At 70.4% G+C, this 26,532-nt stretch carries 27 protein-coding genes and 1 riboswitch; of the genes, 13 read left to right on the top strand and 14 right to left on the bottom strand.

The window, feature by feature from the left end; genetic code table 11:
* Positions 1–47 precede the first annotated feature (47 nt).
* From ACZ6WN_RS13060 to ACZ6WN_RS13050, 3 genes are all read left to right on the top strand, one after another.
* Positions 48–929 (top strand): ABC transporter ATP-binding protein, encoded by an 882-nt coding sequence (locus ACZ6WN_RS13060; protein WP_465865071.1) that lies wholly within the window; start codon positions 48–50, stop codon positions 927–929.
* Positions 926–2,101, top strand: coding sequence for an ABC transporter permease (locus ACZ6WN_RS13055; protein WP_465865070.1), 1,176 nt, complete (start codon positions 926–928; stop codon positions 2,099–2,101). Before ACZ6WN_RS13060 ends, ACZ6WN_RS13055 begins: the two co-directional genes overlap by 4 nt.
* 148 nt (positions 2,102–2,249) lie before the next feature.
* Positions 2,250–3,143, top strand: a complete 894-nt coding sequence (locus tag ACZ6WN_RS13050) for an SMP-30/gluconolactonase/LRE family protein (RefSeq protein WP_465865069.1) — start codon at positions 2,250–2,252, stop codon at positions 3,141–3,143.
* An 8-nt stretch (positions 3,144–3,151) separates the two neighbouring features.
* On the opposite strand, the gene ACZ6WN_RS13045 is transcribed toward ACZ6WN_RS13050, so the two are convergent.
* The 3 genes from ACZ6WN_RS13045 to ACZ6WN_RS13035 all read right to left on the bottom strand — a co-directional run bounded on the left by ACZ6WN_RS13045 (position 3,152) and on the right by ACZ6WN_RS13035 (position 5,760).
* Positions 3,152–4,099 (bottom strand): lipid kinase, encoded by a 948-nt coding sequence (locus ACZ6WN_RS13045; protein WP_465865068.1) that lies wholly within the window; start codon positions 4,097–4,099, stop codon positions 3,152–3,154.
* A gap of 102 nt (positions 4,100–4,201) precedes the next feature.
* Positions 4,202–4,960: an MOSC domain-containing protein gene (locus tag ACZ6WN_RS13040; RefSeq protein WP_465865067.1), complete on the bottom strand. Its 759-nt coding sequence runs from the start codon at positions 4,958–4,960 to the stop codon at positions 4,202–4,204.
* An 8-nt stretch (positions 4,961–4,968) separates the two neighbouring features.
* Positions 4,969–5,760, bottom strand: a complete 792-nt coding sequence (locus tag ACZ6WN_RS13035) for an isocitrate lyase/PEP mutase family protein (RefSeq protein WP_465865066.1) — start codon at positions 5,758–5,760, stop codon at positions 4,969–4,971.
* Between the two features lie 58 nt (positions 5,761–5,818).
* On the opposite strand from ACZ6WN_RS13035, the gene ACZ6WN_RS13030 reads away from it, so the two are divergent.
* The gene (locus ACZ6WN_RS13030) at positions 5,819–6,730 is read left to right on the top strand and encodes a cation diffusion facilitator family transporter (RefSeq protein WP_465865842.1); all 912 of its coding nucleotides are present in this window, start codon (positions 5,819–5,821) and stop codon (positions 6,728–6,730) included.
* Between the two features lie 16 nt (positions 6,731–6,746).
* Here ACZ6WN_RS13030 and ACZ6WN_RS13025 read toward each other — a convergent pair whose 3' ends face one another.
* Complete coding sequence (locus tag ACZ6WN_RS13025) at positions 6,747–7,430, bottom strand: TetR/AcrR family transcriptional regulator (protein WP_465865065.1); 684 nt, start codon at positions 7,428–7,430, stop codon at positions 6,747–6,749.
* A 124-nt stretch (positions 7,431–7,554) separates the two neighbouring features.
* Positions 7,555–7,869, bottom strand: coding sequence for a DMT family transporter (locus tag ACZ6WN_RS13020; protein WP_350658900.1), 315 nt, complete (start codon positions 7,867–7,869; stop codon positions 7,555–7,557).
* Between the two features lie 10 nt (positions 7,870–7,879).
* Positions 7,880–7,943: riboswitch (guanidine-III (ykkC-III) riboswitch) on the bottom strand.
* Between the two features lie 104 nt (positions 7,944–8,047).
* Here ACZ6WN_RS13020 and ACZ6WN_RS13015 point away from each other — a divergent pair.
* A complete protein-coding gene (locus tag ACZ6WN_RS13015; protein WP_465865064.1) occupies positions 8,048–8,623 on the top strand; it encodes a LysR family substrate-binding domain-containing protein in 576 nt (191 codons plus the stop codon).
* Positions 8,624–8,673: 50 nt separating this feature from the next.
* Positions 8,674–9,828 carry a galactokinase gene (gene galK, locus ACZ6WN_RS13010; RefSeq protein ID WP_465865063.1) on the top strand — a complete coding sequence of 385 codons (1,155 nt, stop codon included), beginning with the start codon at positions 8,674–8,676 and terminating at the stop codon, positions 9,826–9,828.
* Between the two features lie 9 nt (positions 9,829–9,837).
* On the opposite strand, the gene ACZ6WN_RS13005 is transcribed toward galK, so the two are convergent.
* From ACZ6WN_RS13005 to ACZ6WN_RS12990, 4 genes are all read right to left on the bottom strand, one after another.
* On the bottom strand, positions 9,838–10,767 hold the full coding sequence (locus tag ACZ6WN_RS13005; RefSeq protein ID WP_465865062.1) for a patatin-like phospholipase family protein: 930 nt from the start codon (positions 10,765–10,767) through the stop codon (positions 9,838–9,840).
* A gap of 74 nt (positions 10,768–10,841) precedes the next feature.
* A complete protein-coding gene (locus ACZ6WN_RS13000; RefSeq protein ID WP_465865061.1) occupies positions 10,842–11,378 on the bottom strand; it encodes a nucleosidase in 537 nt (178 codons plus the stop codon).
* Between the two features lie 106 nt (positions 11,379–11,484).
* Positions 11,485–12,699 (bottom strand): acyl-CoA dehydrogenase family protein, encoded by a 1,215-nt coding sequence (locus tag ACZ6WN_RS12995; RefSeq protein ID WP_465865060.1) that lies wholly within the window; start codon positions 12,697–12,699, stop codon positions 11,485–11,487.
* On the bottom strand, positions 12,699–14,063 hold the full coding sequence (locus ACZ6WN_RS12990) for an acyl-CoA dehydrogenase family protein (RefSeq protein WP_465865059.1): 1,365 nt from the start codon (positions 14,061–14,063) through the stop codon (positions 12,699–12,701). The genes ACZ6WN_RS12995 and ACZ6WN_RS12990 overlap by 1 nt, the downstream gene beginning before the upstream one ends.
* Before the next feature lie 95 nt (positions 14,064–14,158).
* Between ACZ6WN_RS12990 and def the strand changes: the two genes are divergently transcribed.
* Positions 14,159–14,776, top strand: a complete 618-nt coding sequence (gene def, locus ACZ6WN_RS12985) for a peptide deformylase (RefSeq protein WP_465865058.1) — start codon at positions 14,159–14,161, stop codon at positions 14,774–14,776.
* Here def and lhgO read toward each other — a convergent pair.
* The 3 genes from lhgO to ACZ6WN_RS12970 all read right to left on the bottom strand — a co-directional run bounded on the left by lhgO (position 14,773) and on the right by ACZ6WN_RS12970 (position 17,340).
* A complete protein-coding gene (gene lhgO, locus ACZ6WN_RS12980; RefSeq protein WP_465865057.1) occupies positions 14,773–15,972 on the bottom strand; it encodes an L-2-hydroxyglutarate oxidase in 1,200 nt (399 codons plus the stop codon). The genes def and lhgO overlap by 4 nt on opposite strands.
* On the bottom strand, positions 15,969–16,316 hold the full coding sequence (locus tag ACZ6WN_RS12975) for a YciI family protein (protein ID WP_465865056.1): 348 nt from the start codon (positions 16,314–16,316) through the stop codon (positions 15,969–15,971). Before ACZ6WN_RS12975 ends, lhgO begins: the two co-directional genes overlap by 4 nt.
* A gap of 124 nt (positions 16,317–16,440) precedes the next feature.
* Positions 16,441–17,340 carry a patatin-like phospholipase family protein gene (locus ACZ6WN_RS12970; RefSeq protein ID WP_465865055.1) on the bottom strand — a complete coding sequence of 300 codons (900 nt, stop codon included), beginning with the start codon at positions 17,338–17,340 and terminating at the stop codon, positions 16,441–16,443.
* Between the two features lie 226 nt (positions 17,341–17,566).
* Between ACZ6WN_RS12970 and ACZ6WN_RS12965 the strand changes: the two genes are divergently transcribed.
* Positions 17,567–18,256, top strand: a complete 690-nt coding sequence (locus ACZ6WN_RS12965) for a Pr6Pr family membrane protein (protein ID WP_465865054.1) — start codon at positions 17,567–17,569, stop codon at positions 18,254–18,256.
* A 13-nt stretch (positions 18,257–18,269) separates the two neighbouring features.
* Here ACZ6WN_RS12965 and ACZ6WN_RS12960 read toward each other — a convergent pair whose 3' ends face one another.
* The gene (locus ACZ6WN_RS12960) at positions 18,270–19,241 is read right to left on the bottom strand and encodes a GNAT family N-acetyltransferase (RefSeq protein WP_465865053.1); all 972 of its coding nucleotides are present in this window, start codon (positions 19,239–19,241) and stop codon (positions 18,270–18,272) included.
* A gap of 238 nt (positions 19,242–19,479) precedes the next feature.
* Here ACZ6WN_RS12960 and ACZ6WN_RS12955 point away from each other — a divergent pair, with 238 nt between their 5' ends.
* Positions 19,480–20,400 carry an endonuclease domain-containing protein gene (locus ACZ6WN_RS12955; protein ID WP_465865052.1) on the top strand — a complete coding sequence of 307 codons (921 nt, stop codon included), beginning with the start codon at positions 19,480–19,482 and terminating at the stop codon, positions 20,398–20,400.
* A gap of 99 nt (positions 20,401–20,499) precedes the next feature.
* Here the strand turns inward: ACZ6WN_RS12955 and ACZ6WN_RS12950 are convergent, their stop codons facing one another.
* Positions 20,500–21,543 carry a LacI family DNA-binding transcriptional regulator gene (locus tag ACZ6WN_RS12950; RefSeq protein ID WP_465865051.1) on the bottom strand — a complete coding sequence of 348 codons (1,044 nt, stop codon included), beginning with the start codon at positions 21,541–21,543 and terminating at the stop codon, positions 20,500–20,502.
* 154 nt (positions 21,544–21,697) lie between these two features.
* Here ACZ6WN_RS12950 and ACZ6WN_RS12945 point away from each other — a divergent pair, with 154 nt between their 5' ends.
* Genes ACZ6WN_RS12945 through ACZ6WN_RS12930 form a run of 4 tightly spaced genes read left to right on the top strand, consistent with a single transcriptional unit; the run spans position 21,698 to position 26,480 of the window.
* A complete protein-coding gene (locus ACZ6WN_RS12945; RefSeq protein WP_465865050.1) occupies positions 21,698–22,966 on the top strand; it encodes an extracellular solute-binding protein in 1,269 nt (422 codons plus the stop codon).
* A 33-nt stretch (positions 22,967–22,999) separates the two neighbouring features.
* Positions 23,000–23,998: a carbohydrate ABC transporter permease gene (locus tag ACZ6WN_RS12940; protein WP_465865049.1), complete on the top strand. Its 999-nt coding sequence runs from the start codon at positions 23,000–23,002 to the stop codon at positions 23,996–23,998.
* Complete coding sequence (locus ACZ6WN_RS12935; protein WP_465865048.1) at positions 23,982–24,860, top strand: sugar ABC transporter permease; 879 nt, start codon at positions 23,982–23,984, stop codon at positions 24,858–24,860. Before ACZ6WN_RS12940 ends, ACZ6WN_RS12935 begins: the two co-directional genes overlap by 17 nt.
* Before the next feature lie 12 nt (positions 24,861–24,872).
* A complete protein-coding gene (locus tag ACZ6WN_RS12930) occupies positions 24,873–26,480 on the top strand; it encodes a glycoside hydrolase family 13 protein (protein WP_465865047.1) in 1,608 nt (535 codons plus the stop codon).
* The last annotated feature ends 52 nt before the right edge of the window (positions 26,481–26,532 follow it).

The raw sequence follows: 26,532 nt of genomic DNA, 5'->3' as shown, positions 1-26,532 counted from the left end.
ACTGAAATAGCGTGGAGCCCGTTCGTTTCCGACGTAGAGGAGTTTCGATGCTCGAGGTCAGCGGGTTGACCCGTCGCTTCGGCGACATGGTCGCCGTCGACGAGGTGTCCTTCCCGGTCCCGTCCGGTGGGCTCACCGGGTTCGTGGGCGGCAACGGTGCCGGGAAGACCACCACCATGAGGATGATCATGGGGGTGCTCGCCGCGCATGCCGGGACGGTGTCCTGGCAGGGCCACGAGGTCACCCGCGAGGACCGGCGCCGGTTCGGCTACATGCCCGAGGAGCGCGGCCTCTACCCCAAGCAGCCGATCCTGGACCAGCTGGTCTACCTGGCGCGCCTGCGCGGCATGACCACCGCCGACGCGCGCCGGGAGATCTCCGCGCTGCTGGAGCGGTTCGGGCTCGGCGGGCGCATGAAGGACCCGCTGGAGAAGTTGTCCCTGGGCAACCAGCAGCGGGTCCAGATCATCGCCGCCCTCGTCCCCGCGCCGATGGCGCTGATCCTCGACGAGCCGTTCTCCGGGCTCGACCCCGACGCCATCGACGCGATGGCGGACCTGCTGCGCGAGCATGCTCGCGACGGCGTACCCGTCGTCTTCTCCTCCCACCAGCTCGATCTCGTCGACCGGCTGTGCGACCGGCTGGTCGTGATGGCCCGCGGCCGGGTGGTCACCCAGGGCACCGGCGAGGACCTGCGCGCCGACGCCGCTCTGCGCTACCGGGTCGTCCTCGACGGCGACGCCGGCTGGGTACGCGACCTGCCGGGGCTCCACGTCCGCGACGTCTCCGGCCCCGAGGCCGAGATCGAGGTCGTCTCCGCCGGTGCCGAGCAGAAGCTGCTCACCGAGGCCACCAGCCGCGGCAACGTGCTCGACTTCCACCGCGTCGTGCCCCGTCTGTCCGAGATCTACCGGGAGGTCACCGCATGAGCCGCCAGCAGCCGGTGTGGCAGATCGTCGCCCGCCGCGAGATCGCGGTCCGCGCCACGGACAAGTCGACGCTGATCGGCACCGCGGTGATGCTCGCGGTGATCGTGGGTGTGCTCGGCTTCACCGCGTGGAGCGAGAGCCGGGAGAAGACCTACGACCTCGCCTACTCGACCACCGCCTCGCAGGCGATGGTCGAGGGCATCGCCGAGCGGGCCTCCGAGATCGACGAGAAGGTACGCATCGAGCCGGTCGCCGTCGACGACGCCGATGCCGCGCGGCACGCGCTCGAGGAGGAGCAGGTCGACGCCTACCTGCGGCCGGCCACCGACGGCTGGACCCTGGTCACCCTGGACGACGCCGACTCCGAACTGCGCGACGTCGTCAGCCAGGCGGTCGAGGCGATCGTGCTGGCCGGCAACGCCGACGCGGCCGGCACCACCGCGGCCGAGCTGACCCAGGGCTCGACGGTCGCCGTGGAGCAGCTCGAGGGCGACAGCGAGCTGACCGCGATCCGCTACGTCGTCGGGTACGCCCTCGCGATCGTCTTCTACTTCGCCTCGATCATGTTCGGGATGACCCTCGCAAACAGCGTCGTGGAGGAGAAGCAGTCGCGGATCGTGGAGATGATCGCCGCCGCCGTACCCCTGCGGCAGCTCCTCGCCGGCAAGATCATCGGCAACGCCGTCATCGCCGTCGGCCAGATGCTCATCTATGTCGCCGTCGGACTGGTCGGGCTGAGCCTGACCGACTTCAGCTTCGCGCTACCGGCCCTGTCCGGCGCGATCGGCTGGTTCGTGGTCTTCTTCCTGATCGGCTTCGTGGTGCTCTCCACCCTGTGGGCCGTCGCGGGCGCGCTCGCCTCCCGCACCGAGGACCTGCAGTCCTCCTCCACCCCGATCACGATGCTGCTCATGGTGATGTTCTTCGGCGCCCTCTACCTCGACGGCGTCGGCGAGCAGATCGGCTCGTACGTCCCGCCGCTCTCGGCCGTGCTGATGCCGATGCGCCTGGTCGAGGGCACCGCCGCCTGGTGGGAGCCGATCATCGCCATCATCCTGCTCCTCGCCTTCGGGATCGCCCTGGTCCGTCTCGCGGAGCGCCTCTACAGCCGCGCCCTGCTCCAGACCGGCGGCCAGCTCTCCCTCAAGGCCGCCTGGCGACTGGAGGAGTAGCCGAGGCGTCGGCCCCGTCGGCCGAGACGTCACCCGCGTCGGCCGAGACGTCACGTCGGTGCCATCTCGATTCGCGTAGGTGACTTCTCGCCCGACGGGGCCGACTTCTCGGCATGATGGGGGCCAGCCGAGCAAAGGAGCATCTGCCGTGGTTCGAGAGATCACCACCGTCGTGAAGGACCTGCACTTCCTGGAGTGCCCGCGATGGCACGAGGACCGGATCTGGTTCGTCGACTTCTACTCCTACAAGGTCTATTCGGCCCGGGAGGACGGGTCGGACCTGAAGGTGGAGGCCGAGGTGCCGGGGCAGCCCTCGGGGCTGGGCTGGCTGCCCGACGGCCATCTGCTGGTGGTGTCGATGAACGACAGGCGGATCCTGCGCCGCGAGTCCGACGGGTCGCTGGTGACCCATGCCGACCTCAGCGGCCACGTCAGCCACCACCTCAACGACATGGTGGTCGACGAGCAGGGCCGGGCGTACGTCGGGAACTTCGGCTTCGACATCATGGCGGGCGCCGACGTGGCGCCGACGGTGCTGCTGCGGGTCGACCCGGACGGGACGGTGACCGAGGTCGCCGACGACCTGTGGTTCCCCAACGGAAGCGTGATCACCGAGGACGGCACGCTGATCGTGGACGAGACCTGCGGCAACCGGATCAGCGCGTTCGACATCGCGGAGGACGGGTCGCTGACCAACCGGCGTACGTGGGCGAAGTTCGGCGAGCTCACCACCCACACCGCGTTCGCGGAGGCGATGGGCGATGCCGTGCTCGCGCCCGACGGCTGCTGCCTGGACGCCGAGGGCGCCGTGTGGACCGCCGACGCGGTCTTCGGCCGGCTGGTCAGGGTCGCCGAGGGTGGCGAGATCCTGGAGCAGATCGAGCCGGGCGGCGGGGTCTTCGCGTGCATGCTGGGCGGCAGCGACGGGAAGACGCTGTACGCCTGCGCCGCGCCCGACTTCTTCGAGGAGCCGCGCAAGGCCAACGCCGAGGCCCGGCTGCTGGCGATCCGGGTCGACGTGCCGAGGGCCGGGCGCCCCTAGGGTCTGGTCTACGCCTCGGTCCGCTCGTCGCTGGCGTCCGGCGGCGGGCCGTCGAGACGGCCGGCGCGACTGCGCATCGGCACGGCGACGTGGATGGCGTTGCTCTCGAGCGTGAAGTCGGCCGGCGTCTCGGTGAGGATCTCTCCGTCGAGGTTGATCGGCATCGGCTCCTCGGTGGTGATCCGCACGGCGCGGGTGGTGGTGTGGTGCACCTGCTCGTGCTCGACGAAATGGCCGCTCTTCAGCAGCCGGGCGATGGAGACGTGGTCGCTCAGCTTGCCTCGCACGATCGCGTAGACGTCGAGGAGGTCGTCGTCGACCGAGGCGTTGGGCGAGACGGTGTTGCCACCGCCGTAGTGGCGGCCGTTGCCGACGGCGACCTGGAGCAGGTCCTCGAACTCGACCGTCTCGTGGTCGCCCTCCGGGAACTCCAGCCGTGCGGTGAAGGGGGTGTGATCGCGGTAGGCCTTCAGCGTCGCCACCGGGTAGGCCGCGGGCCCGATCAGCTTCTTCATCCCCGGGCTCAGCGCCTCGGTCACCGCGACGGAGAGACCGAACGAAGCCACGTTGAGATAGGCGTGGCCGTTTGCCCTGCCGATGTCGACGTTGATGACCTTGCCCTCGAGCAGCTGCTGGATCGCAGCCTGCGGCTCGAGCTCCAGCTCGAGCGTGCGGGCGAAGTCGTTGGCGGTGCCGAGCGGGATGACGGCAAGCACGACATCGGTGTTGGCGACGCGGCCAGCTGCGGCGCTCACCGACCCGTCACCGCCGCCGATGACCAACAGGTCCGGCTTCCCGGCGGCCGCCTCGTCCAGCGCGGCCTCCAGCTCCTCCCCCGAGTGGACTGCGTAGGAGCGGACGTCCTCGATCCCGGCGGACCGAAGCTTCTCCTCCACGGAACCCAGCGCATCCTCTCCCCGACGGGAGCCGGCGTTGACGACGAGGGCGACCTTCACGGAGTCACGCGACAAGAGCGTTTGCATATCCACATCTGGAGAGTACGCACCACACCCAGGCCCGCACCGCCGGATGCCGTCCGCGACCGGTAAAGACCCCGCTCAGCCGACGATCCCCCGCCGGACGACCTCGGCGAAGACCCCGAACGCCGGCTCCCCGGCGCGGTTGAGCGGGCGGTGTGCTGCGAGCGTCTTCAGCAGCCGTACGTCCCGCTCCCCCGTCTCCGGCCGGACGTCGATCACGGCGCAGCGCGGGATGGGCACGCCGATGCGGAGCGTGGCCCCGCCGACCCGGACCTCCCGGCCGAGCCAGGCGTCCTCGGCATAGGGCTCGTCGGTCTCGACCACCAGGTTCGGCCGGAACCGCGCCGCGTCCAGATCGTCCTGGCCGGTCTGGCGCGCGAGGTCCCGGAGCGACGCCGTGGTCACCACCGACACAGCACCGGCGAAGACGACGTCACCGCGACGGGCACGGGCCAGCCGCACCGGCCGGTCGAGCCACCTCGAGAACAGCGCCGCGTGCGGGCCACCGAGCAGCTCGAGCTCGACCTCGCGGCCCCAGTAGTCGCAGGTGAGCCGCTCGCCGGTCGCGACCGGCTCCGCCGAGGCGGTCTCCCCGTCGGGCAGCTCGACCTCGAGCCGGTCGCCGGCCAGCTCTGCCCGCACCGCGACCAGCGAGGGGTGCTGCACGGTGCGCAGCACCCGCCCGTGGGCCGGGTCGGCCTCGTCGACCGAGACCAGCGCGAACCCACGGTCACCCACGACGCCCTGGCCGTCGAGCACCACGCGGTCGTGGGGCAGGTGCCTGGTCCCCTTGATCGGCGCGAACCCGGCGCGCACGACCCTCAGCTCATCGATCACGCCCCCAGTCAACCAGCGCTGCGAAACGCCTTGGCACCCTCGGCCGCCAGCTCCGCGTAGCCGGTCGTGCCGGTGCCGAGCAATTCCTCCGCGGCCCGCTTGAGGGCACCGAGAGCGGCGAAGGCGAACGCGCCGCCGACCGAGATCCGCGCCGCGCCCGCCTCGGCCAGCTCCGCGACCGTCGGGCCGCCCGGCAGCAGCAGGACGTTGACCGGGCGGTCGACGGCCTCGACCAGGCGGCGTACGTCCTCCACGGCGACGACGCCGGGCGCGAAGAGCACGTCGGCGCCGGCCTCCTGATAGGCCTGGAGGCGGGTGATCGTGTCGTCCAGCTCGTCGTGGCCACGGATGTGGTTCTCGGCCCGGGCGGTCAGGACGAACCCGTCACCGGCAGCGCCGGCCGCGGCGGCGACCCGCTCGGCCGCCTCCTCCAGGACGTAGATGGTGTCCTTCTCGGTGCCGGCGTAGTCCTCGATCGACCCGCCCGCCAGACCGGTCGCCACGGCGAGCCGGAACGTCTCCTCGACCTCGGTCGTGGTGGCCGCGAAGCCCGCCTCCAGGTCGGCGGAGACGGGCACCTCGACCGCCTCGACCAGCGCCGTGGCGTGGGCGATCACCTCCTCGCGGGTGACCTGGCCGTCGAGGCGGCCCAGGGTCGCGGCGTACCCGCTGCTGGTGGTGGCGAGCGCCGAGAAACCCAGCGAGGCCAGGACCTTGGCCGAGCCCGCGTCCCAGGCGTTGGGCATGAGCAGCGGGCTTCCGGGCAGGTGCAGCGACAGGAAGTTCTCGGCGAGCGACATGCCGATCACCCTGCCACGGGACGGCGCGGTCGAGAACCGGATTTCCGGCCTAGGATCGATGATCATGGGCCACGATCACGAACACATCTCACCCTCGGCAGACCGGCGCTACCTGATCGCCGCGATGTCGCTCCTGGGTGTGTTCCTGATCGGTGAGGTGACGGTCGCGATCCTCGCCGACTCGCTCGCGCTGCTGGCCGACGCCGGCCACATGCTCACCGACATCGGGGCGATCGCGGCGGCGCTGTGGGCGATGCGGCTGGCCGCGCGCCCGGCGCACGGCCAGTGGACCTACGGCTGGAAGCGCGCCGAGATCCTCTCCGCGGCGCTCAACGGCATCACCCTGCTCGTCTTCGCCGCGGTCGTCGCCGTGGAGGCGATCCGGCGCCTGCTCGACCCGCCCGACGCCGAGGGCTGGCCGATGTTCGTGGTCGCGCTCGTCGGGTGCGCCGTCAACATCCTCGCGGCCGCCCTGATGGCGCGCGCCAACCGCACCTCGCTCAACGTCGAGGGCGCCTACCAGCACGTCCTCTCCGACCTCTACGGCTTCATCGGCACCCTCGTCGCGGCCATCGTCATCCTGCTCACCGGCTGGACCCGCGCGGACCCGGTGGCCTCGCTCGTGGTCGTCGCCCTGATGACGTACGCCGGTGTCTGCCTGCTCCGCGACAGCGGCCGGATCCTGCTCGAGGGTGCGCCGGCCGAGGTCGTCGTCGAGGACCTGCGCCGGCACCTGCTGGAGGTCGAGGACGTCGTCGAGGTGCACGACCTGCACGCCTGGACGGTCACCTCCGGCCTGCCGACGGTCTCGGCCCACCTGACGCTGCGTCCGGAGTGCTTCCTCGACGGCAGCGCGCCAAAGGTCCTCGACCGGGTCCAGGCCTGTCTGTCGGGTCACTTCGACGTCGAGCACTCCACCTTCCAACTGGAGCCCGAGACCCACCTGGCCCACGAGCCGGGGATGCACTGAGCCCGGCGGGTGAGGGTCAGGCTCGCGCGAGCGCGGCGAGTGCCGCCTCCCGCGCCTGCTCGATCGCGTCCTCGGCGACCCCGCACAGTCGCAGGCAGCCCGAGGCGATCGTGGCGACGGTCGTGCTGCCCACCCGGTTCTCACGGCGGAGGCTGACCACGCTCTCGACCATCTGCACGAGGAGCTCGCCGAGCCCGGGCTCGCCGCTGCTCGCCGAGACCCGCTCCACGGCGGCGCGCTGCGCGACCCTGCCGTAGCCGGCGACGAGGTCGCCGCGGAGGTGGCCGTAGCGGTCGTAGACGGGTGAGGCGATGACGTCGGGCAGGCGGTAGAGCATGCCGATGTTGTAGGGCATGGCGACCAGCGCGCTCATGTCGCTGACCGCGAGGGCGTAGAGGCCCACGTCGGGCGTGACCGACCCCATCTCGGCCTCGATCTTCCCGGCCTGCTCGACCCGGTCCTGGACCGAGCGCTCGAGCAGCACCGCGAGGATCTCCTCCTTGCTGCCGAAGTGGTAGTAGATGGAGGCCTGCCTCAGCCCGGCACCCTCCGCGATCTCGCGGGTGGTGGTGCCGGCGTACCCGCGGCTCACGAAGAGCTCGGCAGCGGCAGCGAGGATCTGATCTCGGGGGTTCGCCGCAATCTTTCCGGGGAGCAGCCGTGGACGGCCGCGACCCGGACGCGGCGAGATCTGTGACACCGTGGCATCGCCTTTTTCTGTCGTGCGATAGATAACGTCGGAGAGGGTAAGTTTCGCACTCATATCGAAAGAGTCAAGCGTCTGCGGACGTGTCCGCCCGCGCAGGTTGTCCCGCGCCTGAGCCTCAGTGCGTGAGCTTGAGCCCGACGACACAGCCGACCAGCGCGACGATCAGCAGGACACGGACGGGACTGATCGCCTCGTCGCCCGCCATCATCGAGTAGCCGACGGTCAGCGCGGCGCCGATCCCGACCCAGACCGCGTAGGCGGTGCCGATCGGCAGGGTGCGCATCGCCATCGCCAGACCCACCAGGCTGCCGATCAGGGCGACGCCGAAGACGATCGAGGGAACCAGCCGCGAGAATCCCTCGGTGCGGCCGAGCGCGAGCGCCCACACAGCCTCGAGGACACCTGATACAACAAGAAAGAGCCAGGACATGACCACTCCAGACGGCCGTCTTGTCGCGCCTCCGGGTACGGCTCCCTCGTCCGGCAGCCGGTCTCGGCTGACATCGCTCACGTTAGCAAACCTGTCACGCGATAGAAACTTCCCGGCAATCCGGAACGCCGTGTTCTTCAGCGCGGGATTCAGCGCCGATTGATGGGAGGATGCGTGGGTGACCTTCACCGTCGGCTTCGTCACCGGAGCCACCCCTGACAAGTGGGCCCGGACCTGGCGAGAGCGCAGCCGCGAGCGGCTCGAGCTGGTCCCGGTCACCGAGGACGAGCAGGAGCGGCTGCTTCGCGAGGGCGAGCTCGACATGTGCCTCGTCCGCCTCCCCGTGGACCGCGACGGCCTCCACTGCATCCCGCTCTACGAGGAGCAGCCGGTGGCGGTGATGGGCCACGAGCACCTGCTCTCCCTGCTCGAGGAGGTCACCCTCGACGACCTCGCCGAGGAGCAGCTGGTCATCCCCGAGCGTGGGGGCTGGACACCGACCGCGACGCAGCTGGACTGGCCGCCGATGAGCGAGAAGGACGCCGTCGAGACCGTCGCCGCCGGCACCGGCGTCGCGATCGTGCCGATGTCGATCGCCCGGCTCCACCACCGCAAGGACGCCGTCTTCCGGCCGGTGGCCGGCCTCGAGCCCACCACGGTCGGCCTGGCCTGGTTGATCGACAACGACGACGAGCGGGTGCAGACCTTCATCGGCATCGTCCGCGGCCGCTCACGAAACTCCTCGCGAGGCTGAGAAGCACCCGGATGAGCTCCGCCGCGGAGCGACCGGGCAGACTTTGCACCATGCTCGAACCGACCGATCTCACCACCCGTGCCGTCGAGGCGCTGCGTACCACCTTCGGCGCCGAGGCCACGGTGGTCGGGAGGGCACCGGGACGGGTCAACCTGATCGGTGAGCACACCGACTACAACGCCGGGCTGGTGCTGCCGGTCGCGCTCCCCCACGCCACCTACGCGGCGGCCGCGCCGCGCACCGACGGCGTGATCCGGATCGCCTCGGCCCAGGAGCCGGAGCCGTTCACCGGCCACGTCGACGAGCTCGGCCCGCAGATCGAGGGGTGGGCCGCGTACGTCGCGGGGGTGCTCTGGACGCTGCGCGAGGCCGGGCTCGTGAGCGGCGGCCTGGACATGCACCTGGAGTCCTCGGTCCCGCTCGGTGCGGGCCTGTCCTCCTCGGCGTCGGTCGAGTGCGCCACCGCGGTGGCCGCCCTCGGCATCGCGGGCCGGGCTCTCGACGAGAACCTGCAGCGGGCCGTCGTCGCGGCCGGGATCCGGGCCGAGACCGAGGTCGCCAACGCGCCGACCGGCGGGATGGACCAGTCGGTCGCCGTCTTCGCCGAGGCCGGTGGCGCATTGCTGATCGACTTCGACTCCGGCGAGCACCGCAACGTCCCGCTGGCGCTGGGCGGACGCACGATCCTGGTCACCGACACCCGGGTCAAGCACCAGCTGACCGACGGCGGCTACGGCTCGCGGCGCGCCCAGTGCGAGAAGGCCGCCGCCGACCTCGGTCTGCGCTCGCTGCGCCAGGCCACCCTGGACCGGGTCGAGTCGCTCGGCGACGAGGTCGTACGCCGCCGGGCGCGCCACATCGTCACCGAGATCGCCCGCGTCGAGCCGACCGTGACCGCGCTGGGCGGCGGCGACTGGTCGGCGATCGGCGAGCTCTTCGCCGCCTCGCACGCCTCGATGCGCGACGACTTCGAGATCTCCGTCCCCGAGCTCGACCTGGCCGTCGCGGCCGCGGTCGAGGCTGGTGCCGACGGCGCCCGGATGACCGGTGGCGGCTTCGGGGGGTCGATCGTCTCGATCCTCCCCGCCGAGGCCGTCGAGTCGGTCAGCACGGCCATCGACAAGGCCTTCGCCGAGGCCGGCTACGGCGCCCCCGGGCACCTGATCGCCAGCCCGTCGGCGGGCGCGACCTGGTCCCTGGCGTAGGCCGAAGCCTCAGACGAGGCCCGCCTCGGCGAGCATCCGGGTCGCGGTGGCGGTCGCTGCCTCGCGTGCCACCCGCAACAGGTGGATGTCGGTCTCGGTGCGCCCCGGGATCGGGTCGTCCGCGGCGGGCGCGAACGTCAGCGTACGCACGCCGGCGTAGCCGCCGGCCCGCATCTCCGCGACCGTGCTGCGGTAGCGGTCCGGCCGGCCGCGGTAGAGGTCGCCGAGCTCGGGGTTGACCCGGCGCAGGTAGCGCTCGATGACCCGGTCCGCCGGGCCATAGCTGGGCGCGGTGCCGAACGGGCGGGTCACCAGCACGATCGCGTGCGTCGCCCCTAGCGCCGCCGCCGAGGCGACCGGCACCGCTTCGACCAGCCCGCCGTCGAGCCAGCGGCGACCGCGTACGGTCACCGGGAGGCCGCCGGCCAGAGGCAGCTGGCTCGAGGCGATCACCGAGTCGGCCAGGTCGGTGGCGTCGGTGAAGTCGGTGAGCGGGACGGCCTTCGCGGTCACCACGTCGGTGGCCACCGCCGCCAGCCTCGGCGCCCCTTCGCGCAGCGCGAGCGACCACTCGAACAGCTCCGCCGAGCGTGCGGTGATCCCGCGGGTGTCCACCATCGACTTGCGCCGCAGCATCCGCCCGGCGCCGATGTACTCGGGCGAGGCGAACACCGAGGCGTACGACTCGCTGAAGGCGCCGATCGTCCCGGCCGCCACCGCGGTCGCGTTGGCGGCGCCGGCGGAGGTGCCGACGACCATGTCGACCGCATCCATCAGGCCGCGGTCGGCGAGCACCGCCGCCATCGTCGCCGACAGCATCCCCCGCATCCCGCCACCCTCGATCACGAGGGCCAGGGTCGCCCCGTCATCTCTGTTCCCACTGTTCCCGCCGAGACGGGACCGGAGCAGCTCGGCCACTCCCGATTGCGATGCGTCCACGCCTGAATTGTGATGCTACCGATGAGTAGGACCTGGCATCGGGTCGCGCCGACATGCCCGGACAGGGGCCTACGTCACACGTTCGCGGCGAGCCAGGCGCCCAGGTCGCGGGCGGATCGGTCGACGACGGCGGCCCACTCGAGGGCGCTCTCGTCGGCGTTGTCGGAGACGTGCTTCACGATCCGCGCCGGGACGCCGGCCTCCCGGGAGGCCCAGGCGACGGCGAAGGCCTCCATATCGACCAGGTGAGCGCGCCGGGCGAGCTCGGCGCGGACGGCCGGGTCGGTGACGAAGAGGTCGCCGGTCGCGCACACGATGTCCGACTCCCCGACCTCCAGCTCGTCCTCGACCGGGTGACCCAGCGCCCGGATGGCTGCGCTCGAGAAGTCGTGGTTGAGCACGGTCCCGACCTCATAGACACCGGTGTGGCCGTCACGCAGCGCACCGCAGGAACCGATGTTGACGACCTGCCGGATGGTCTTGTCGGCCGCCAGCACGCGCGAGACCGCGGAGGCGGAGGCCACCTTCCCCATCCCGGTGATCACCACCTTGAGCCCCGAAGGAACATGGGCCGCCTCGGCCCTGGTCGCCGACACCACGAGTACGCTCACGGCCGGTGACCCTACCGTCGCCCCGAACCCGCATGCCGAGTCGGCGCGTCATAACGCGCCGACTCGGCATCGATTCCGGTCAGGACGAGCCGACTCGGCCCGGGTTCTACTTGAGCTCGGCGGAGGAGAGCCCCAGGACCCGGCGCGCCACGATCAGCTGCTGGATCTGCTGGGTGCCCTCGAAGATGTCGAGGATCTTCGAGTCGCGGGCCCACTTCTCCAGCAGCTCACCCTCGGAGTAGCCGATGGTGCCGGCCAGCTCGACGCAGGACAGGGTCACGTCCGAACCCATCCGGCCGGCCTTGGCCTTGGCCATCGAGGCCTCCTTGGAGTTGGGCTGGCGGTTGTCGGCCATCCAGGCGGCCTGGAGCATGAGCAGGTACGCCCCCTCGTAGTCCGACTCCAGCTGGATGAACTTCGCCGCGGCCGCCGACTGCAGGTGAGCCGGGCGGTCGTAGTCGATCTCCACACCGGCCTTGGACAGCAGGTCGCGGGTGTAGTCGAGCGCTGCCCGGGCGCAACCGACCGCCATCGAGGCCACCAGCGGACGGGTGTTGTCGAAGGTGGCCATCGCACCGGCGAAGCCCTCCTTGACGTTGATCTCGGGGCTGCCGAGGAGGTTCTCGGCAGGCACCCGGCAGTCGGTGAAGGTGATCGTGGCGGTGTCGGAGGCCTTGATCCCGAGCTTGTGCTCGAGACGCTCGACCTTCATCCCGGGCGTGCCCTTCTCGACCACGAACGACTTGATCGCGGCCTTGCCGAGCTCCTTGTCGAGAGTCGCCCACACCACGACCGCGTCGGAGCGGTCACCGGAGGTGACGAAGATCTTCTCGCCGTTGAGCACGTAGTGGTCGCCGTCGAGCGTCGCGGTGGTCTTGATGTTGGCCGAGTCGGAGCCGGTGCCGGGCTCGGTGATGGCCATCGAGGCCCAGATGCCGTCGAAGCGCTCGTGCTGCTCGTCGTTGGCCACCGACGCGATGGCCGAGTTGCCCAGACCCTGGCGCGGCATGGCCAGCGTGAGCCCGACGTCGCCCCAGCACATCTCCGAGACGGAGAGGACCGAGGACATGTTGGCGCCGTTCTTGACCTTGCCGTCGTCGGGCTTGGAGTCGCGGCGTACGCCGGTGGCGCCTGCGCCCTCACCCTGACCGGACTCCGCCAGGCCGTCGGCCATCGCCGCGAGCATGTCGAGCTCGGTGGGGTATTCGTGCTCGGCCTTGTCATACTTGCGCGAGATCGGTCGCAGCATGTTCATCGCGACCTGGTGGACCTGCTCGCGCAGCGGCTTGAGCTTCTTGGGGTCTTCCAGATTGATGGCCATCAGACCAGCACCGTGCCTTCCATGATCCCGATCGCACGCAGGTCGCGGTACCACCGCTCCACCGGGTGCTCCTTGACGAAGCCGTGACCGCCGAGCAGCTGGACGCCGTCGAGGCCGATCTGCATGCCCTTGTCGGCACACAGCTTGCGAGCCAGCGCGATCTCGCGGGTCGCGTCGATGCCCTGGGCGACCCGGCTGGCGGCCTTATAAGTCACTAGACGCATCGCCTGCAGCTCGATCGCGATGTTGGCGACCATGAACGCCACCGACTGACGGTGGGCGATCGGCTCACCGAACGCCTCGCGGGTCTTGACGTAGGGCGTCACGTAGTCGAGGACGGCCTGGCCGACGCCGATGGAGAGCGCGCACCAGGCGAGACGGGACAGGCGCACGGCCTCGGTGTAGGTCGAGCCGTCGGTCTCGCCGAGGACGGCGGCCGCGGGGACCTTCACGTCGCTCAGCGTGAGCTTGGTCAGCGAGGCGGCGCGGACACCCATCGCGGGCTCGGACTCGATGGTCAGACCCTCGGTGGAGGACTCGATGAGGAACAGGACCGGCTTGCCTTCGAGGGTGGCGCCGACCACGAACAGCTCCGCCTCGGCACCACGGGCGACCAGCGACTTGGCGCCGTTGATGACGTAGCCGTCGGCGGTCCGGGTCGCAGTGGTCGACGGGGAGAGCACGTCGAAGAGGACCTTGTCCTCGTTGAGCGCGAACGCGGCGGCCGGGACCGAGCCTTCGGTGAAGGCCGGCAGATAGGTCTGCTGCTGCTCGTCGGTGCCCCACAGACCCAGGGCGGTCGCGACCGAGCCGGGTGCGAGGGCGGCGACGGCGAGGCCGAGGTCGCCGTGGGCGAGCGCCTCGGCGACCAGGGTGCCGGCGACCGCGGAGCGGGTCTCGGAGATGCCGCCGAGCTCCTCGGGGACACCCAGGATCGGCAGCCCGATCTCCAGGCTCGACTTCAGCAGCTCGTCAGGCGCGGCACAGGCCTCGTCGGCCTCGGCCGCCGCCGGACGTACGACCTCGGCGGCGAACTCGGTGACCACGTCGACGAGCATCTGCTCGTCCTCGCTCGGGGTCAGGTCGAAGACGCCCTTCGGGATGGCGTTGGGCACGCGGACGCCCGGGGCGCCCGGCTTGCCCTTCTTCTTGAACGCACGGCTGGTCGCCGCGATCGTCTTGAACCCGCTGCGGGTCACCGTGAAGACGACCTGCTCGGTCTGCTTGCGGACACCGAGCCGGTCGAGCGCGGCGCTCTGCGAGAGCTTGCGCAGACCAGCCACGGCGAACCCGATCGGGTCACGCGACTCACCGGACGGGACGCCGTTGGCGTTCCCACCACGTAGGCCTTGGAGGATACTCATGGGTAGAACTGTAACTGGGAGTTACAACGCGGTCTACAGTTGAGGGTGGTGATGGCGGTAACAAACGACGTACAGCTTCTTTATAGGGTTGGCGCATGGCCGACTCCTCGCTCGAATCCGCTGCCCCGCTCGCGCCGCACGGCGCCCTGCCCGAGGGCGGGAAGGTGCGGCCGATGACCCGCTGGGGCACCCCGGTCATGCACCGGCCCAAGAAGAAGGTCGAGGTCTTCGACGCGGCGCTGGCCGAGCTGGCCGCCGACATGGTCGCGACGATGTACGCCGCCGAGGGCGTGGGCCTGGCAGCCGACCAGATCGGCGAGGACGTCGCCATCTTCGTCTTCGACTGCCCCGACGCCACCGGGCAGCGCACCGTCGGCATCGTCTGCAACCCGGTCCTGACCCTGCCCGAGGGCGAGGACCGCCACCTCGACGTCGACCTGGAGGGCTGCCTCTCCTTCCCCGGCGCCTTCGTGGACTGCGCCCGCCCCGACTGGGCCGCGGTCGACGGTCTCGGCCTCGACGGGAAGCCCGTCCACTTCGAGGGCAACGGCCTGCTGGCCCGGTGCCTGCAGCACGAGACCGACCACACCAACGGCACCGTCTTCGGCGACCGCATCTCCGCCAAGGCCCGCAAGAAGCTCACCAAGGAGCACGACCGCCTGGCCAAGGACTACCCGGCCGACTGGCCCGCCGGAGGCGACCCCGTCGACTAGGGGCCGCTCCGCTCGCCCATCCGGTCCACGACGTACTCGGCGATGGCGAGGCTGGAGGTCGCGGCCGGGCTCGGCGCGTTGCGCACCGAGGTGAGGCCGTCGGCGTGGTGGATGACGAAGTCGTCGACCAGGGAGCCGTCGCGCTCGACGGCCTGGGCCCGCAGCCCCAGGCCCGCGCGCTCGACGTCGGCGGCGCCGATCTCGGGCACGTAGCGCTGGGCCTGCCGCATGTAGGCCTCCTTGGACAGTACGCCGCGCAGCTCGGTGAGGCCGGTGCGCCAGTGCTCGGCGGCGAACCGCCAGAACCCCGGCCAGGCGAGCGTGTCGACGACGTCGCGCGGGGTCAGCGAGGTGCGGCCGTAGCGTCGGCGACTGAGTGCCAGGAAGGCGTTCGGCCCGACCTCGAGACCACCGCTGACCCGGCGGGTGAAGTGCACCCCGAGGAACGGGTAGCGCGGGTCGGGGATCGGATAGACCATGCCCCGGACCAGATCCTGCTTCGCCTCGCTGACCTGCATGTACTCACCGCGGAACGGGATGATCCGGGGCGCCTTCGGACCGCCGGTCAGCTCGCCGAGCCGGTCGGACTCCAGGCCACCGCAGACGACCAGGTGGTCGACCCGGGTCCGGCCGGCGAGCGTCTCCACCTCGATCCCGCCGGGGACGCGGTCGACGCCGGTGACCTCCTGGCCGAGGCGTACCTCTCCCCCGGCCTCTGTGACGCTCCGGCCGAACGCCTCGGTCACCGCGACGTAGTCGATGATCGCCGTCCGCGGTGAGTGCAGGGCGGCCAGCCCGGCCGCGTACGGCTCGATCTCCTTCATCTCCTCGGGACCGACCCGTCGCAGCCCCGGGACGCCGTTCTCGGTGGCCGTCTTCTCCAGCGCGTCGAACCGGTCCAGCTCGGACTCCTCGACCGCGACGACGAGCTTGCCGCACTCCTCGAAGGGGATCCGGTGCTCGGCCGCGAAGTCCTTGAGCAGATCGCGGCCGCGGGTGCAGAGCCGGGCCTTGAGGCTGCCCGGCTTGTAGTAGATGCCGGCGTGGACCACGCCGGAGTTGTGGCCGGTCTGATGGGCGCCGAGCGTGGCCTCCTTCTCGAAGACGATCACCGTCTCGGCACGACGGCGGCGCAGGATCTCCCGCGCCACCGCCAGCCCGAGGATCCCGCCGCCGACGACCCCGATCGTGGTCAACGCGACTCGGCCCCGGGGAGCAGCTCGCGCACCTGCATGGTGGCGCGGCACGCCGCGGCGCACTTCCGCGCCCACATCAGCGCCTCGTCGAGGGAGTCGACGTCGACGACGATGAAGCCGCCGAGGTGCTCCTTGCTCTCCGGGTAGGGGCCGTCGGTGACCACCCCGGCCTCGTCGACCGTCCAGGCGTCCTCGTGACCGCCCTTGATCCCGCCGCCGAAGACGAACGCGCCGGCCTCGATGGCCTCACGGGTCATCTCGGAGGCGGCCGCGGCGATGTCCGCCACGTCCTCCTCGCGGTAGTCCATCGCCTCGTCGCGGAACGAGATCAGATACCTGCTCATCTGCCACCTCCTGATGTCGGGCAGCGCCCATCGCCACCCCCACTCGCTCCACGAACGGGTCCGGCCGGTTTCGACCGCCCTCGTCGGTTTTCCCGGTGACAGGAAAGGTACGCCGCGGCTGCCCTCATCGGGTCCAGAACCCGGCGATCTCCCCAGCAAGGCGTAGCCCCTGGCGATGGCCTGCGCGGGCCGCGGGCGGCCGGGTCGCAGGGTTCATCATGTTGTCGCCGAACGCCGCCAGCGAGCCTTCGTCGGGGAGAACGGTCTCGACGGTGCTCCCGCTCGCACGCAGCTCCTCGACCTGAGCGGCGAGCTCGCTGCGCCATCCGGCCGGGTGCCGGGTCCGGCCGCCCAGCGGGGAGAGCACGAGCACCCGCTCGTACCCCGCGGCAAGGTCGGCGTTCTCGCTCGAGCGCCGGTAGCCGCCGTCGATGAAGTGGCGAGCGCCGATCGCGTACGCCGGGCCGCCCGCGCAGCTGGCGGCGACCGCGTCGACCAGGTCGACGCCGCTGTCGCGGTGGAGCTCGACGGGTTCCCCGGTGTCGGCGTCGACCGTGGTGAGCAGGACCGCACGCTCCGGCCAGTGCGGGCTCGGCAGCCGGGCGGCGACGGTCTCCCGCCAACGCTCCCGCCCGGCCGGCCCGGAGGCCGCGGCGAGCTCGATCGCGTCCGCACCGGCCCGACGCCGCATGTCGGCCAGGTCCGCCGAGGCCGCGATGATCGCGTTGGTCCGTTCGAGGTGGGCCGGGCCGATGGGGCTGAGCCCGGCCGGTCTCGCCGAGGGCTGGGGTGCCGGCGCCGCGAGAGTGGCGGCCAGCAGGTCGGCCGGGCTCGCAGCACCGAGCTGAGCCGCGGCCGTCGCGCCGGCCGAGGTGCCGATGACCAGATCGGCCTCGGTCACGTCCAGCCCGCCCTCGTGCAGCCCGGCGACGACGCCGATCAGCCAGGCGTTGCCGGCCGATCCGCCGCCGCCGAGGACCAGCGCGCGCTCGTGGCCGGTGGGGGTTGATGATGTCGTGTTCATGGGAGTCGCCTCTCGGAAGGTGCCGCAGGCGCTCCCGGTGGCTCGGACGGGAGTCCGGCTCAGCCGCGCGATCGTGGAGGGCGGGGAGCACCCGCTGATGACGTTGCGTACACGGGTCTCACCTCCTGGCCTCGAATCACGATCGGGACGAAGCTAGCACGAGGACACGGCGCGGCTCATCCCGAATACGACGCCGATCGGCCCGCCTCGGCCTTACGGTGAGTCCGTGACGAAGACCTGGTCCATCCTGCGCCTGGCCATGGCCGCGCTCATCCTCGCGGCCGTCCTGACCGAGTTCCGCAACGCCCTGCGTACGGTGCCCGCCGAAGGGTCCAGCACCGCAACGGTCGTGGTGAACTTCTTCAGCTACTTCACGATCCAGTCGAACCTCTTCGCGCTGGCCGCACTCGTCGCCGGCGCGGTCTGGGCCCTGACGCGGACGGGCCCGGAGCCGGTCTGGATCGCGGTGCTGCTCGCGGCGGGCACGACGTTCATGACCATCACCGGCCTCGTCTACAACCTGCTGCTGCGGAGCATCGCGCTCGCCACGACACCGTGGGCCAACGAGGTGCTCCACCTGATCGGACCGATCTTCTTGATCCTCGACCTGTTCTTCGCTCCCCCGCGCCGGCGGCTCCCGTGGCGTACGGTCGCGGTCGTCATCGCCTGGCCGCTCCTGTGGGTGGTCTACACCCTGCTCCGCGGCGAGCACGTCGTCTCCCCGCTCACCGGGGAGGGATGGTGGTATCCCTACCCGTTCCTGAACCCGCACGTCCAGGACGGCTACCTGGTCGTCTCGTTCTACGTCGCCGGCATCGCCGCGGCGTTCACCCTGGTCGCGTGGGGTGTCGTCGGTGTCGGCCGCCGTCGCGACGCCGCCCCGGTCGAACCCGCCACCACGGGCGCGCTGCCCTGAGCCGGGGCGCCTGCTAGCGGGTGCGGATCATCCAGCGCTCGGGCGCGGGCAGGGGCTCCCAGCCGTACTTCGCGTAGAGCTCGTGGGCGTCCTCGGTGGCGAGCAGGGTCCGGCTGATGCGGTAGGGCTCGAGGTCGGCGACGACGCCCTCGACCAGCAGCTTGCCGATCCCCTGGCCGCGTACGCCGGGGTCGACGATCACGTCGCACAGCCAGGCGAAGGTGGCGAGGTCGCTGACCACGCGGGCGAAGCCGACCTGGTTGCCGGCCGGGTCGTAGACGCCGTAGCAGCGCGAGGCCTTGTTGGCCGCGTCCTGGACCTCCCGCGTGCGGTCGCCGGCCCAGTAGGACTGCGCGAGCATCCGGTGCACCCAGTCGGGGTCGATCCGGCTCTGGTCGGCGGAGAAGGAGTACGCCGCGCTCTGCTCGCTCGCGGCCGGCTCCGAGCTCAGCAGGCCGAGCAGGTCGTCCGGCTCGGGCTCGGGTCGCGCGAGCTGCGGGGCGACGGCGGGCGCCTCGACGGCTCCCGCGAATCCCGGACCGGGGTCCGGCGTACGACCCTGCTGGTAGGCCAGGGCGGCACCGTTGGCGAGTTTGTCGGCGGCCTCGTTGAGCGGGTGCCCGGAGTGGCCCTTGATCCACTCGAACCGGACGTCGCGGCCCTGCATCGCGGCGTCGAGATCCTTCATGATCTCGACGTTGAGGACGGGCTTGCCGTCGGCCTTCTTCCAGCCCTTGCGCTTCCAGCCGGCCATCCACTTGGTGACCGAGTTGATGACGTACTTGGAGTCGCAGTAGACCAGCAGCGGCTCGCCGGTGTGCGCCGTCTGCCGCAGCAGGTCGAGGACCGCGGTCAGCTCGCCCTGGTTGTTGGTGCCGTGCGGCCAGCCGCCGCAGGCCCAGGTGGACTCGTCCACATACCAACCCCACCCCGCGGGCCCCGGGTTCCCGAGCGCCGAACCATCAGCAGCAGCCACAATCGTCACGCGCCCATCCTGCCAGCCGCACGCCGCCCCCTCCCGACCGGTCACTTCCTGACCGCGAAGAGTCAGAATCTGGCGCCGAAGAGTCGGTCTTTGACCGTGAGAGGTCGATTCTTGGAGCCGAGTGTCACTCGGAGGATTCCGGGCCGGTTGCCGTCCACAGGTGATGCTCGGGACGCGGTTATCCCCAGGCGCCGACGACGGGCTCAGGACTGTCGGCAGTCACGTCGAGGCTGGCCTCATGACCACACTCACCGTGCCCGACAGCCCCTTCAGCCTTGCCGACGCCGCCGAGATCGGCATCAGCGCAGACGACGTCTACCGCATGATCGACGACGGCGTCGTACGCCGCGTGGTGCAGGGCGCATTCGTCCCAGCGAGCACACCGGACACGCCGCACACGCGAGCTGCGGCAGTTGCTCGGGTCGTGGCGCCCCATCATGTGGTGATCGACCGCACGGCGGCACTCATCCACGGAGTCGACGTCCTCACCTACGCGGAGCTCGACCTCGATGTGGACCTCGAGACCTGTGCCCCGCGCGGGCACACCCGGTCTCGGCGTACGGGAATCGATGGCCACATCAGGGACCTGCTGCCAGCCGACATCATGACCATCGGCGGCGTCACCGTCACCGTCCCGATCCGCACAGGCTGTGACCTCGGATGCAACCTCCGTCGGCGAGAGGCGTTCGCCGCGATGTGTGCGCTGGCCCGGGAGCACGGCCTGGTGGCAGCCGACTTCCTGCGCATGCTGCCGCGCTACCGCGGGCGCCGAGGCGTACGACAGCTCAAGGAGCTCGCGCCAGTGGTCGAACCGAGGGTCGAGTCGGCGCGAGAGGCTTGGACTCTCCTCGCCATCCACGATGCGGGGCTGCCGTCACCGCGGCCCCAGTTCTGGATCGAGATCGACGAGGTGCCGACCTACCGGCTCGACCTCGCCTACGAGCACGCCCGCGTGTGCGTCGAGTACGACGGCATCGACGCGCATGACCTGACGGCGGACCAGCGCAGGTACGACGCGGAACGGCGCCGATGGCTGCTGGACCATGGCTGGACCGTGATCGTCGTACGTCGCGGCGACTTCACCGGCGACAACCTCGATCGTTGGCTGCGCGAGCTACGCGCGGCTCTCAAGGCACCCATGACGAACCGTCGCTGGTGACCCACCGATAGTCGAAGCCCGAATATCTCGACCTCAAGAATCGACTCGTCGAGGCCAGAAATCGACCTCTCGGCGTCAGATTCTGACTTCTCGGCGGGATCAGGGGTTGACGCGGGGGCCGGAGGCTGTTGAGCCGCGAACGACCAGCTCGGGGTGGAAGACGAACTCCGAGTGCGGCGTGCCGGTGCCGGCGATCTCGTCGAGGATGGCGCGGACGGCGGCCTGGCCCATCGCATGGACGGGCTTGCGGACGGTGGTCAGCGGCGGGTCGGTGAAGGCGATGAGCTGGGAGTCGTCGTAGCCGACCACGGAGACGTCCTCGGGAACGCGCAGGCCGCGCGAGCGGGCGGCACGGATCGCGCCGAGCGCCATCATGTCGCTCGCGCACACGATCGCGGTGAAGCCGTCGTCGAGGAGCTCGGAGGCCGCGGCCTGACCGCCCTCGAGGGTGAACAGCGAGTCGCGGATGTGGCCCTTCTCGACCTCCTCGGCGCTGAGGCCGAAGCGGTCGGACATGGTCGCGACGAAGCCCTCGATCTTGCGCTGGACCGGCACGAAGCGGCGCGGGCCGACGGCGAGGCCGATCTTGGTGTGACCGAGCGTGGCGAGATGGGTGACGGCCAGCTGCATCGCCTCGCGGTCGTCGGGCGAGATGAACGGCGCCTTGATGTCGGGGGTGAAGCCGTCGAGGAGGACGTACGGCACCCCTTGGGCGCGCAGCTTCTCGTAGCGCGTCATGTCGGCGGTGGTGTCCGCGTGCAGACCGGAGACGAAGATGATCCCGGTGACGCCGCGGTCGACGAGCATCTCGGTGAGCTCGTCCTCGGTCGAGCCGCCGGGGGTCTGCGTGGCGAGCACGGGCGTGTAGCCCTGCCGGGTCAGTCCCTGCGCGATGACCTGCGCGAGTGCAGGGAAGATCGGGTTGTCGAGCTCGGGGGTGATCAGGCCGACCAGCCCCTCGCTGCGCTGGCGCAGCTTCACCGGGCGCTCGTACCCGTGGACGTCGATCGCCGCCAGCACCGCCTCCCGGGTGGCCGCAGCGACCCCGGGCTTGCCGTTGAGGACGCGACTGACCGTCGCCTCGCTCACGCCCGCATGGGCCGCGATGTCAGCAAGACGGGCGGAGGCTGGTGTTATGGGCACGGTCACATCATGCCCCCTCCCTACACGGCCTGCAAGAACTTTCAGCAAGTTTGCAACTTTTGCTGAAAGCCTCTTACATTCTCCTCGACGCGGGGTTACCTTCGTCACACCACCGGGCGGCTTCCTCGCCCGGCCCCATATCGAAGGAGAACTCATGCGACGTGGCATCGTGGCCACCGCAGTGGCGGCATCGCTCGCCCTCGCGGCATCGGCATGTGGCGGTAGCAGCGGCGACAGCAGCGACGGCCCGGTCACCATCACCTGGTGGGACACCTCGAACGCGACCAACGAGGCGCCGACGTACCAGGCCCTCGTCAAGGACTTCGAGAAGGCCAACCCGGACATCAAGGTCAAGTACGTCAACGTGCCCTTCGACCAGGCACAGAACAAGTTCGACACCGCCGCCGGCGCCAGCGGGGCCCCCGACGTCCTGCGTGCCGAGGTCGGCTGGACCCCCGCGTTCGCGCAGAAGGGCTACCTCGCTCCCCTCGACGAGACCGAGGCGCTCGAGGAGAAGGACGCCTTCCAGCCCAACCTGATCAAGCAGGCCGAGTTCGACGGCAAGACCTACGGCGTCCCGTTCGTCACCGACACTCTGGCTCTGGTCTACAACAAGGCGCTCTTCGAGAAGGCCGGCATCACCGAGGCCCCCGCCACCTGGGACGACCTCAAGAAGGACGCCGCCACGATCAAGTCCAAGACCGGCGTCGATGGCTACTGGGGCTCCGCCTCGGCCTACTACGCGCAGCCGTTCCTCTACGGCGAGGGCACCGACACCGTCGACGCCGAGGCCGAGAAGATCACCATCGGCTCCCCGGAGGCCAAGAAGGGCCTGACCACCTGGCAGGGTCTCTTCGACGGCGCGGGCCTGCACAAGGCGGACACCACCGCCGACGCGTACGCCCACATCCAGGACGCCTTCGTCAACGGCAAGGTCGCCGCGATCATCCAGGGCCCCTGGGAGATCACGAACTTCTACAAGGGCTCGGCGTTCTCCGACAAGAACAACCTCGGCATCGCCACCGTCCCGGCCGGCTCGACCGGCGAGGCCGGCGCCCCGACCGGCGGCCACAACCTGTCGATCTACGCCGGTTCGGACGAGGCGCACCAGGAGGCCTCGGCGACGTTCGTGAAGTTCATGACCTCGGCCGACACCCAGGCCCAGATCGCGCTGAAGAACTCCACGCTCCCGACCCGCGACGACGCCTACACCGACGAGGTCAAGGCCGACCCGGGCATCGCCGGCTTCCAGACCGTGCTCCCGGCCGCCCAGCCGCGACCCGAGCTGCCCGAGTACTCCTCGCTGTGGGGTCCGATGGACCAGGAGCTGCCGAAGATCGCCTCCGGCGCCGAGACCCTCGACGAGGGCGTCGCCACGCTGGAGACGGCCTTCGCCGACCTGCTGCCCGACTTCTCCAAGTGACACCGTTTCCACTGACACCGTCTAAGTGAGCCGATGACTCTGACAGCACCAGCGCCCGCCGCCGAGACCCCGCGGTCTCGGCGGCGGGCGCCCCGCCCCGTCCAGCGCATGCGCGACTCCTACCGCCGCTACTGGTACGCCTACGCGATGGTCGCGCCCGTCGTGATCGTCCTCGGCGTGCTGGTCGGCTACCCGCTCCTGCGCGGCTTCTACCTGACCCTGACCGACGCCAACAGCCTCAACTCGGCGCGCACCATCGGCGTCAACACGATCGATGCGACGTACAAGTTCATCGGTCTGGACAACTACGCCGAGATCCTGTGGGGTCCGGCGGCCTACGACCGCTTCTGGTCCCACTTCGTGTGGACCATCGTCTGGACCGTCACCTGCGTCGTCCTGCACTACGCGATCGGCCTCGGCCTGGCGATGCTGCTCAACCAGCGGCTGCGCGGGCGGGTGGCGTACCGGCTGCTGCTGATCCTGCCCTGGGCGGTGCCGACGTTCGTCACCGTCTTCGCCTGGCGGATCATGCTGGCCGACGCGGGCGTCATCAACACGATGCTGGGCACGATCGGTCTCGCCGAGCCGAGGTGGCTCGAGGACCCGACCTGGCAGCGTACGGCCGCGATCATGGTCAACACCTGGTGCGGCGTGCCGTTCATGATGCTCTCCCTGCTCGGCGGGCTGCAGTCGATCGACGAGAACCTCTACGAGGCGGCCGAGATCGACGGCGCCAGCGCCTGGCAGCGGTTCCGCCACGTCACCCTGCCGGGGCTGTCCTCGGTGAGCTCGACCGTCGTCCTGCTCGGTGTGATCTGGACCTTCAACCAGTTCGCGATCATCTTCCTGCTCTTCGGCAACACCGCGCCGGACGCGCAGATCCTGGTCACCTGGGCCTATCGACTCGGGTTCGGGCAGCAGCCTCGTGACTTCGCCATGTCGGCGGCGTACGGCGTGCTCCTGCTCGCGATCCTGATCGTCTTCACGTCCTTCTACTACCGGTGGTTGAAACGCAATGACCAGCTCGCTTAGCACGCTCACGCCCCGAAACCGGCAGCGCCGACGCGGCGAGCTCGGGCCGGTCGCCCGGGTGGGTACGCACGTCACCCTCACGGTGGCGTCCCTGATCGCGCTGTTCCCCATCGTCTGGCTCGTCTACCTGTCCCTGGGCCCGGACAAGGACGACTACCTCCACCCCGGCGGGATCTTCGCGAAGGCGACGTTCGACAACTACTCGTTCGTGCTGACCAACACCGCTTTCTTCAACTGGCTGTGGTCGACGCTGGTGGTCGCCGGGGGCACGACCCTGTTCGGTGTGATGTCGGCGGCGACGACCGGCTACGCGGTCTCCCGGATGCGGTTCCCGGGCCACCGGCCGCTGATGTGGGTGCTGCTGCTGACCCAGGCGTTCCCGATCGCGGTGCTGATCGTGCCGATGTACGAGATCTTCTCCCGGCTCCGCCTGGTCGACTCGCACCTCGGCCTGATCCTGGTCAACTGCACCACGATCGTCCCCTACTGCTCCTGGCTGCTGAAGGGTTACTTCGACACCATCCCGGTCGAGCTCGACGAGGCCGGCATGATCGACGGGCTCACCCCGTTCGGTACGTTCTGGCGGCTCATCCTGCCGCTGGCCCGCCCCGGTCTCGCGGTGGCCGCGTTCTACGCCTTCATCACCGCCTTCGCCGAGGTCGCGTTCGCCTCGACGTTCCTGCTCGACGACTCCAAGTACACCTTCGCGGTCGGGCTGCAGAGCTTCATCAGCGAGCACGACGCGCAGTGGAACCTGATGGCCGCCACCGCCGTCCTCATCGCCATCCCCGTGACCGTCTTCTTCTACCTCGTCCAACGACACGTCGTCACCGGTCTGACCGCCGGCGGCGTCAAGGGCTGAAAGGTTCCTCTCATGAGCACCGAATGGTGGCGCGACGCCGTCATCTACCAGGTCTACCCGCGCAGCTTCGCCGACAGCGACGGCGACGGCACCGGCGACCTTCCCGGGATTCGGTCCCGACTCCCCTACCTCCGCTCGCTGGGCGTGGATGCGGTCTGGCTGAGCCCGTTCTACGCCTCGCCGCAGGCCGACGGCGGCTACGACGTCTCCGACTACCGTGCGGTCGACCCGCGCTACGGGACGCTGGACGACGCTCGCGCGCTGATCTCTGCCGCCCATGAGCTGGGGCTCAAGATCATCGCCGACATCGTCCCCAACCACTCCTCCGACCAGCACGTGTGGTTCCAGCAGGCGCTGGCGGAGGGGCCGGGCTCGCCTATGCGCTCGCGCTACCACTTCCTGCCCGGACGCGGGCCCGACGGCTCGGAGCCACCCAACGACTGGGACTCGATCTTCGGTGGTCCGGCGTGGACCCGGGTGCCGGACGGTGAGTGGTATCTCCACCTCTTCGCCCCCGAGCAGCCCGACTTCAACTGGAACTCCCCCGAGGTGGCCGCGGAGTTCCTGGACATCCTGCGGTTCTGGCTCGACCTCGGCATCGACGGCTTCCGCATCGACGTCGCCCACGGCCTGGTCAAGGCCGAGGGCCTGCCCTCGATCGGCCACGCCGACCAGCTCCACCTGCTCGGCAACGACGTGATGCCCTTCTTCGACCAGGACGGCGTCCACGAGATCTACCGGTCGTGGCGGAAGGTGCTGGCGGACTACCCGGGCCGGATCTTCGTCGCCGAGGCGTGGACGCCGACGGTGGCGCGGTCGGCCAACTACGTACGCCCCGACGAGCTGCACCAGGCCTTCAACTTCGAGTACCTCGACACCGCCTGGGACGCCGGCGCGCTGCGCAAGGTCATCGACAGCTCCCTGGACGCGATGCGTCCGGTCGGCGCTCCGGCGACCTGGGTGCTGTCCAACCACGACGTCACCCGGCACGCCACCCGGTTCGCCAACCCTCCGGGGTCGGGGACCCAGATCCGCACGGCCGGCGACCGCCCGCTGGGGCTGCGCCGGGCGCGCGCGGCGACACTGCTCATGCTCGCGCTCCCGGGTTCGGCCTACCTCTACCAGGGCGAGGAGCTCGGCCTGCCCGACGTCACCGACCTGCCCGACGAGGTCCGCCAGGACCCGTCCTTCCACCGCGCCAACGGCCAGGACGGCTTCCGCGACGGCTGCCGGGTGCCGCTGCCCTGGACCCGGACCGGTTCGTCCTACGGCTTCGGCGACGGCGGCTCCTGGCTGCCGCAGCCGTCGTCCTGGGGCGAGCTGAGCGTCGAGGCCCAGACGGGCGTCGAGGGCTCGACCCTCGAGCTCTACCGCTCGGCGCTGACGATCCGTCGCGAGATCTCCGGCCTCGGCGCCGGCGACGCGGTCACCTGGCACGACGAGGCCCCCGCCGGGGTCCTCTGGTTCGAGCGCTCCGGTTTCGCGTGCACCGTCAACACCACCAAGGACCCCGCACGCATCGCCGCCCCCGGCGACGTACTCCTCTCCAACGAGCCCGTCGCGGTGGCCGACGGAACCGTCGACATCCCCGCCAACACCACCGTCTGGTGGCAGCTCTAACCCTGCCGAGACGTCACCCCCGTCGGCCGAGTTGGCACTGAACTGCCCACTC

It is taken from the genome of Nocardioides sp. NPDC054178 (assembly GCF_055585005.1).
This window is presented reverse-complemented; position numbering and strand designations above follow the sequence as displayed.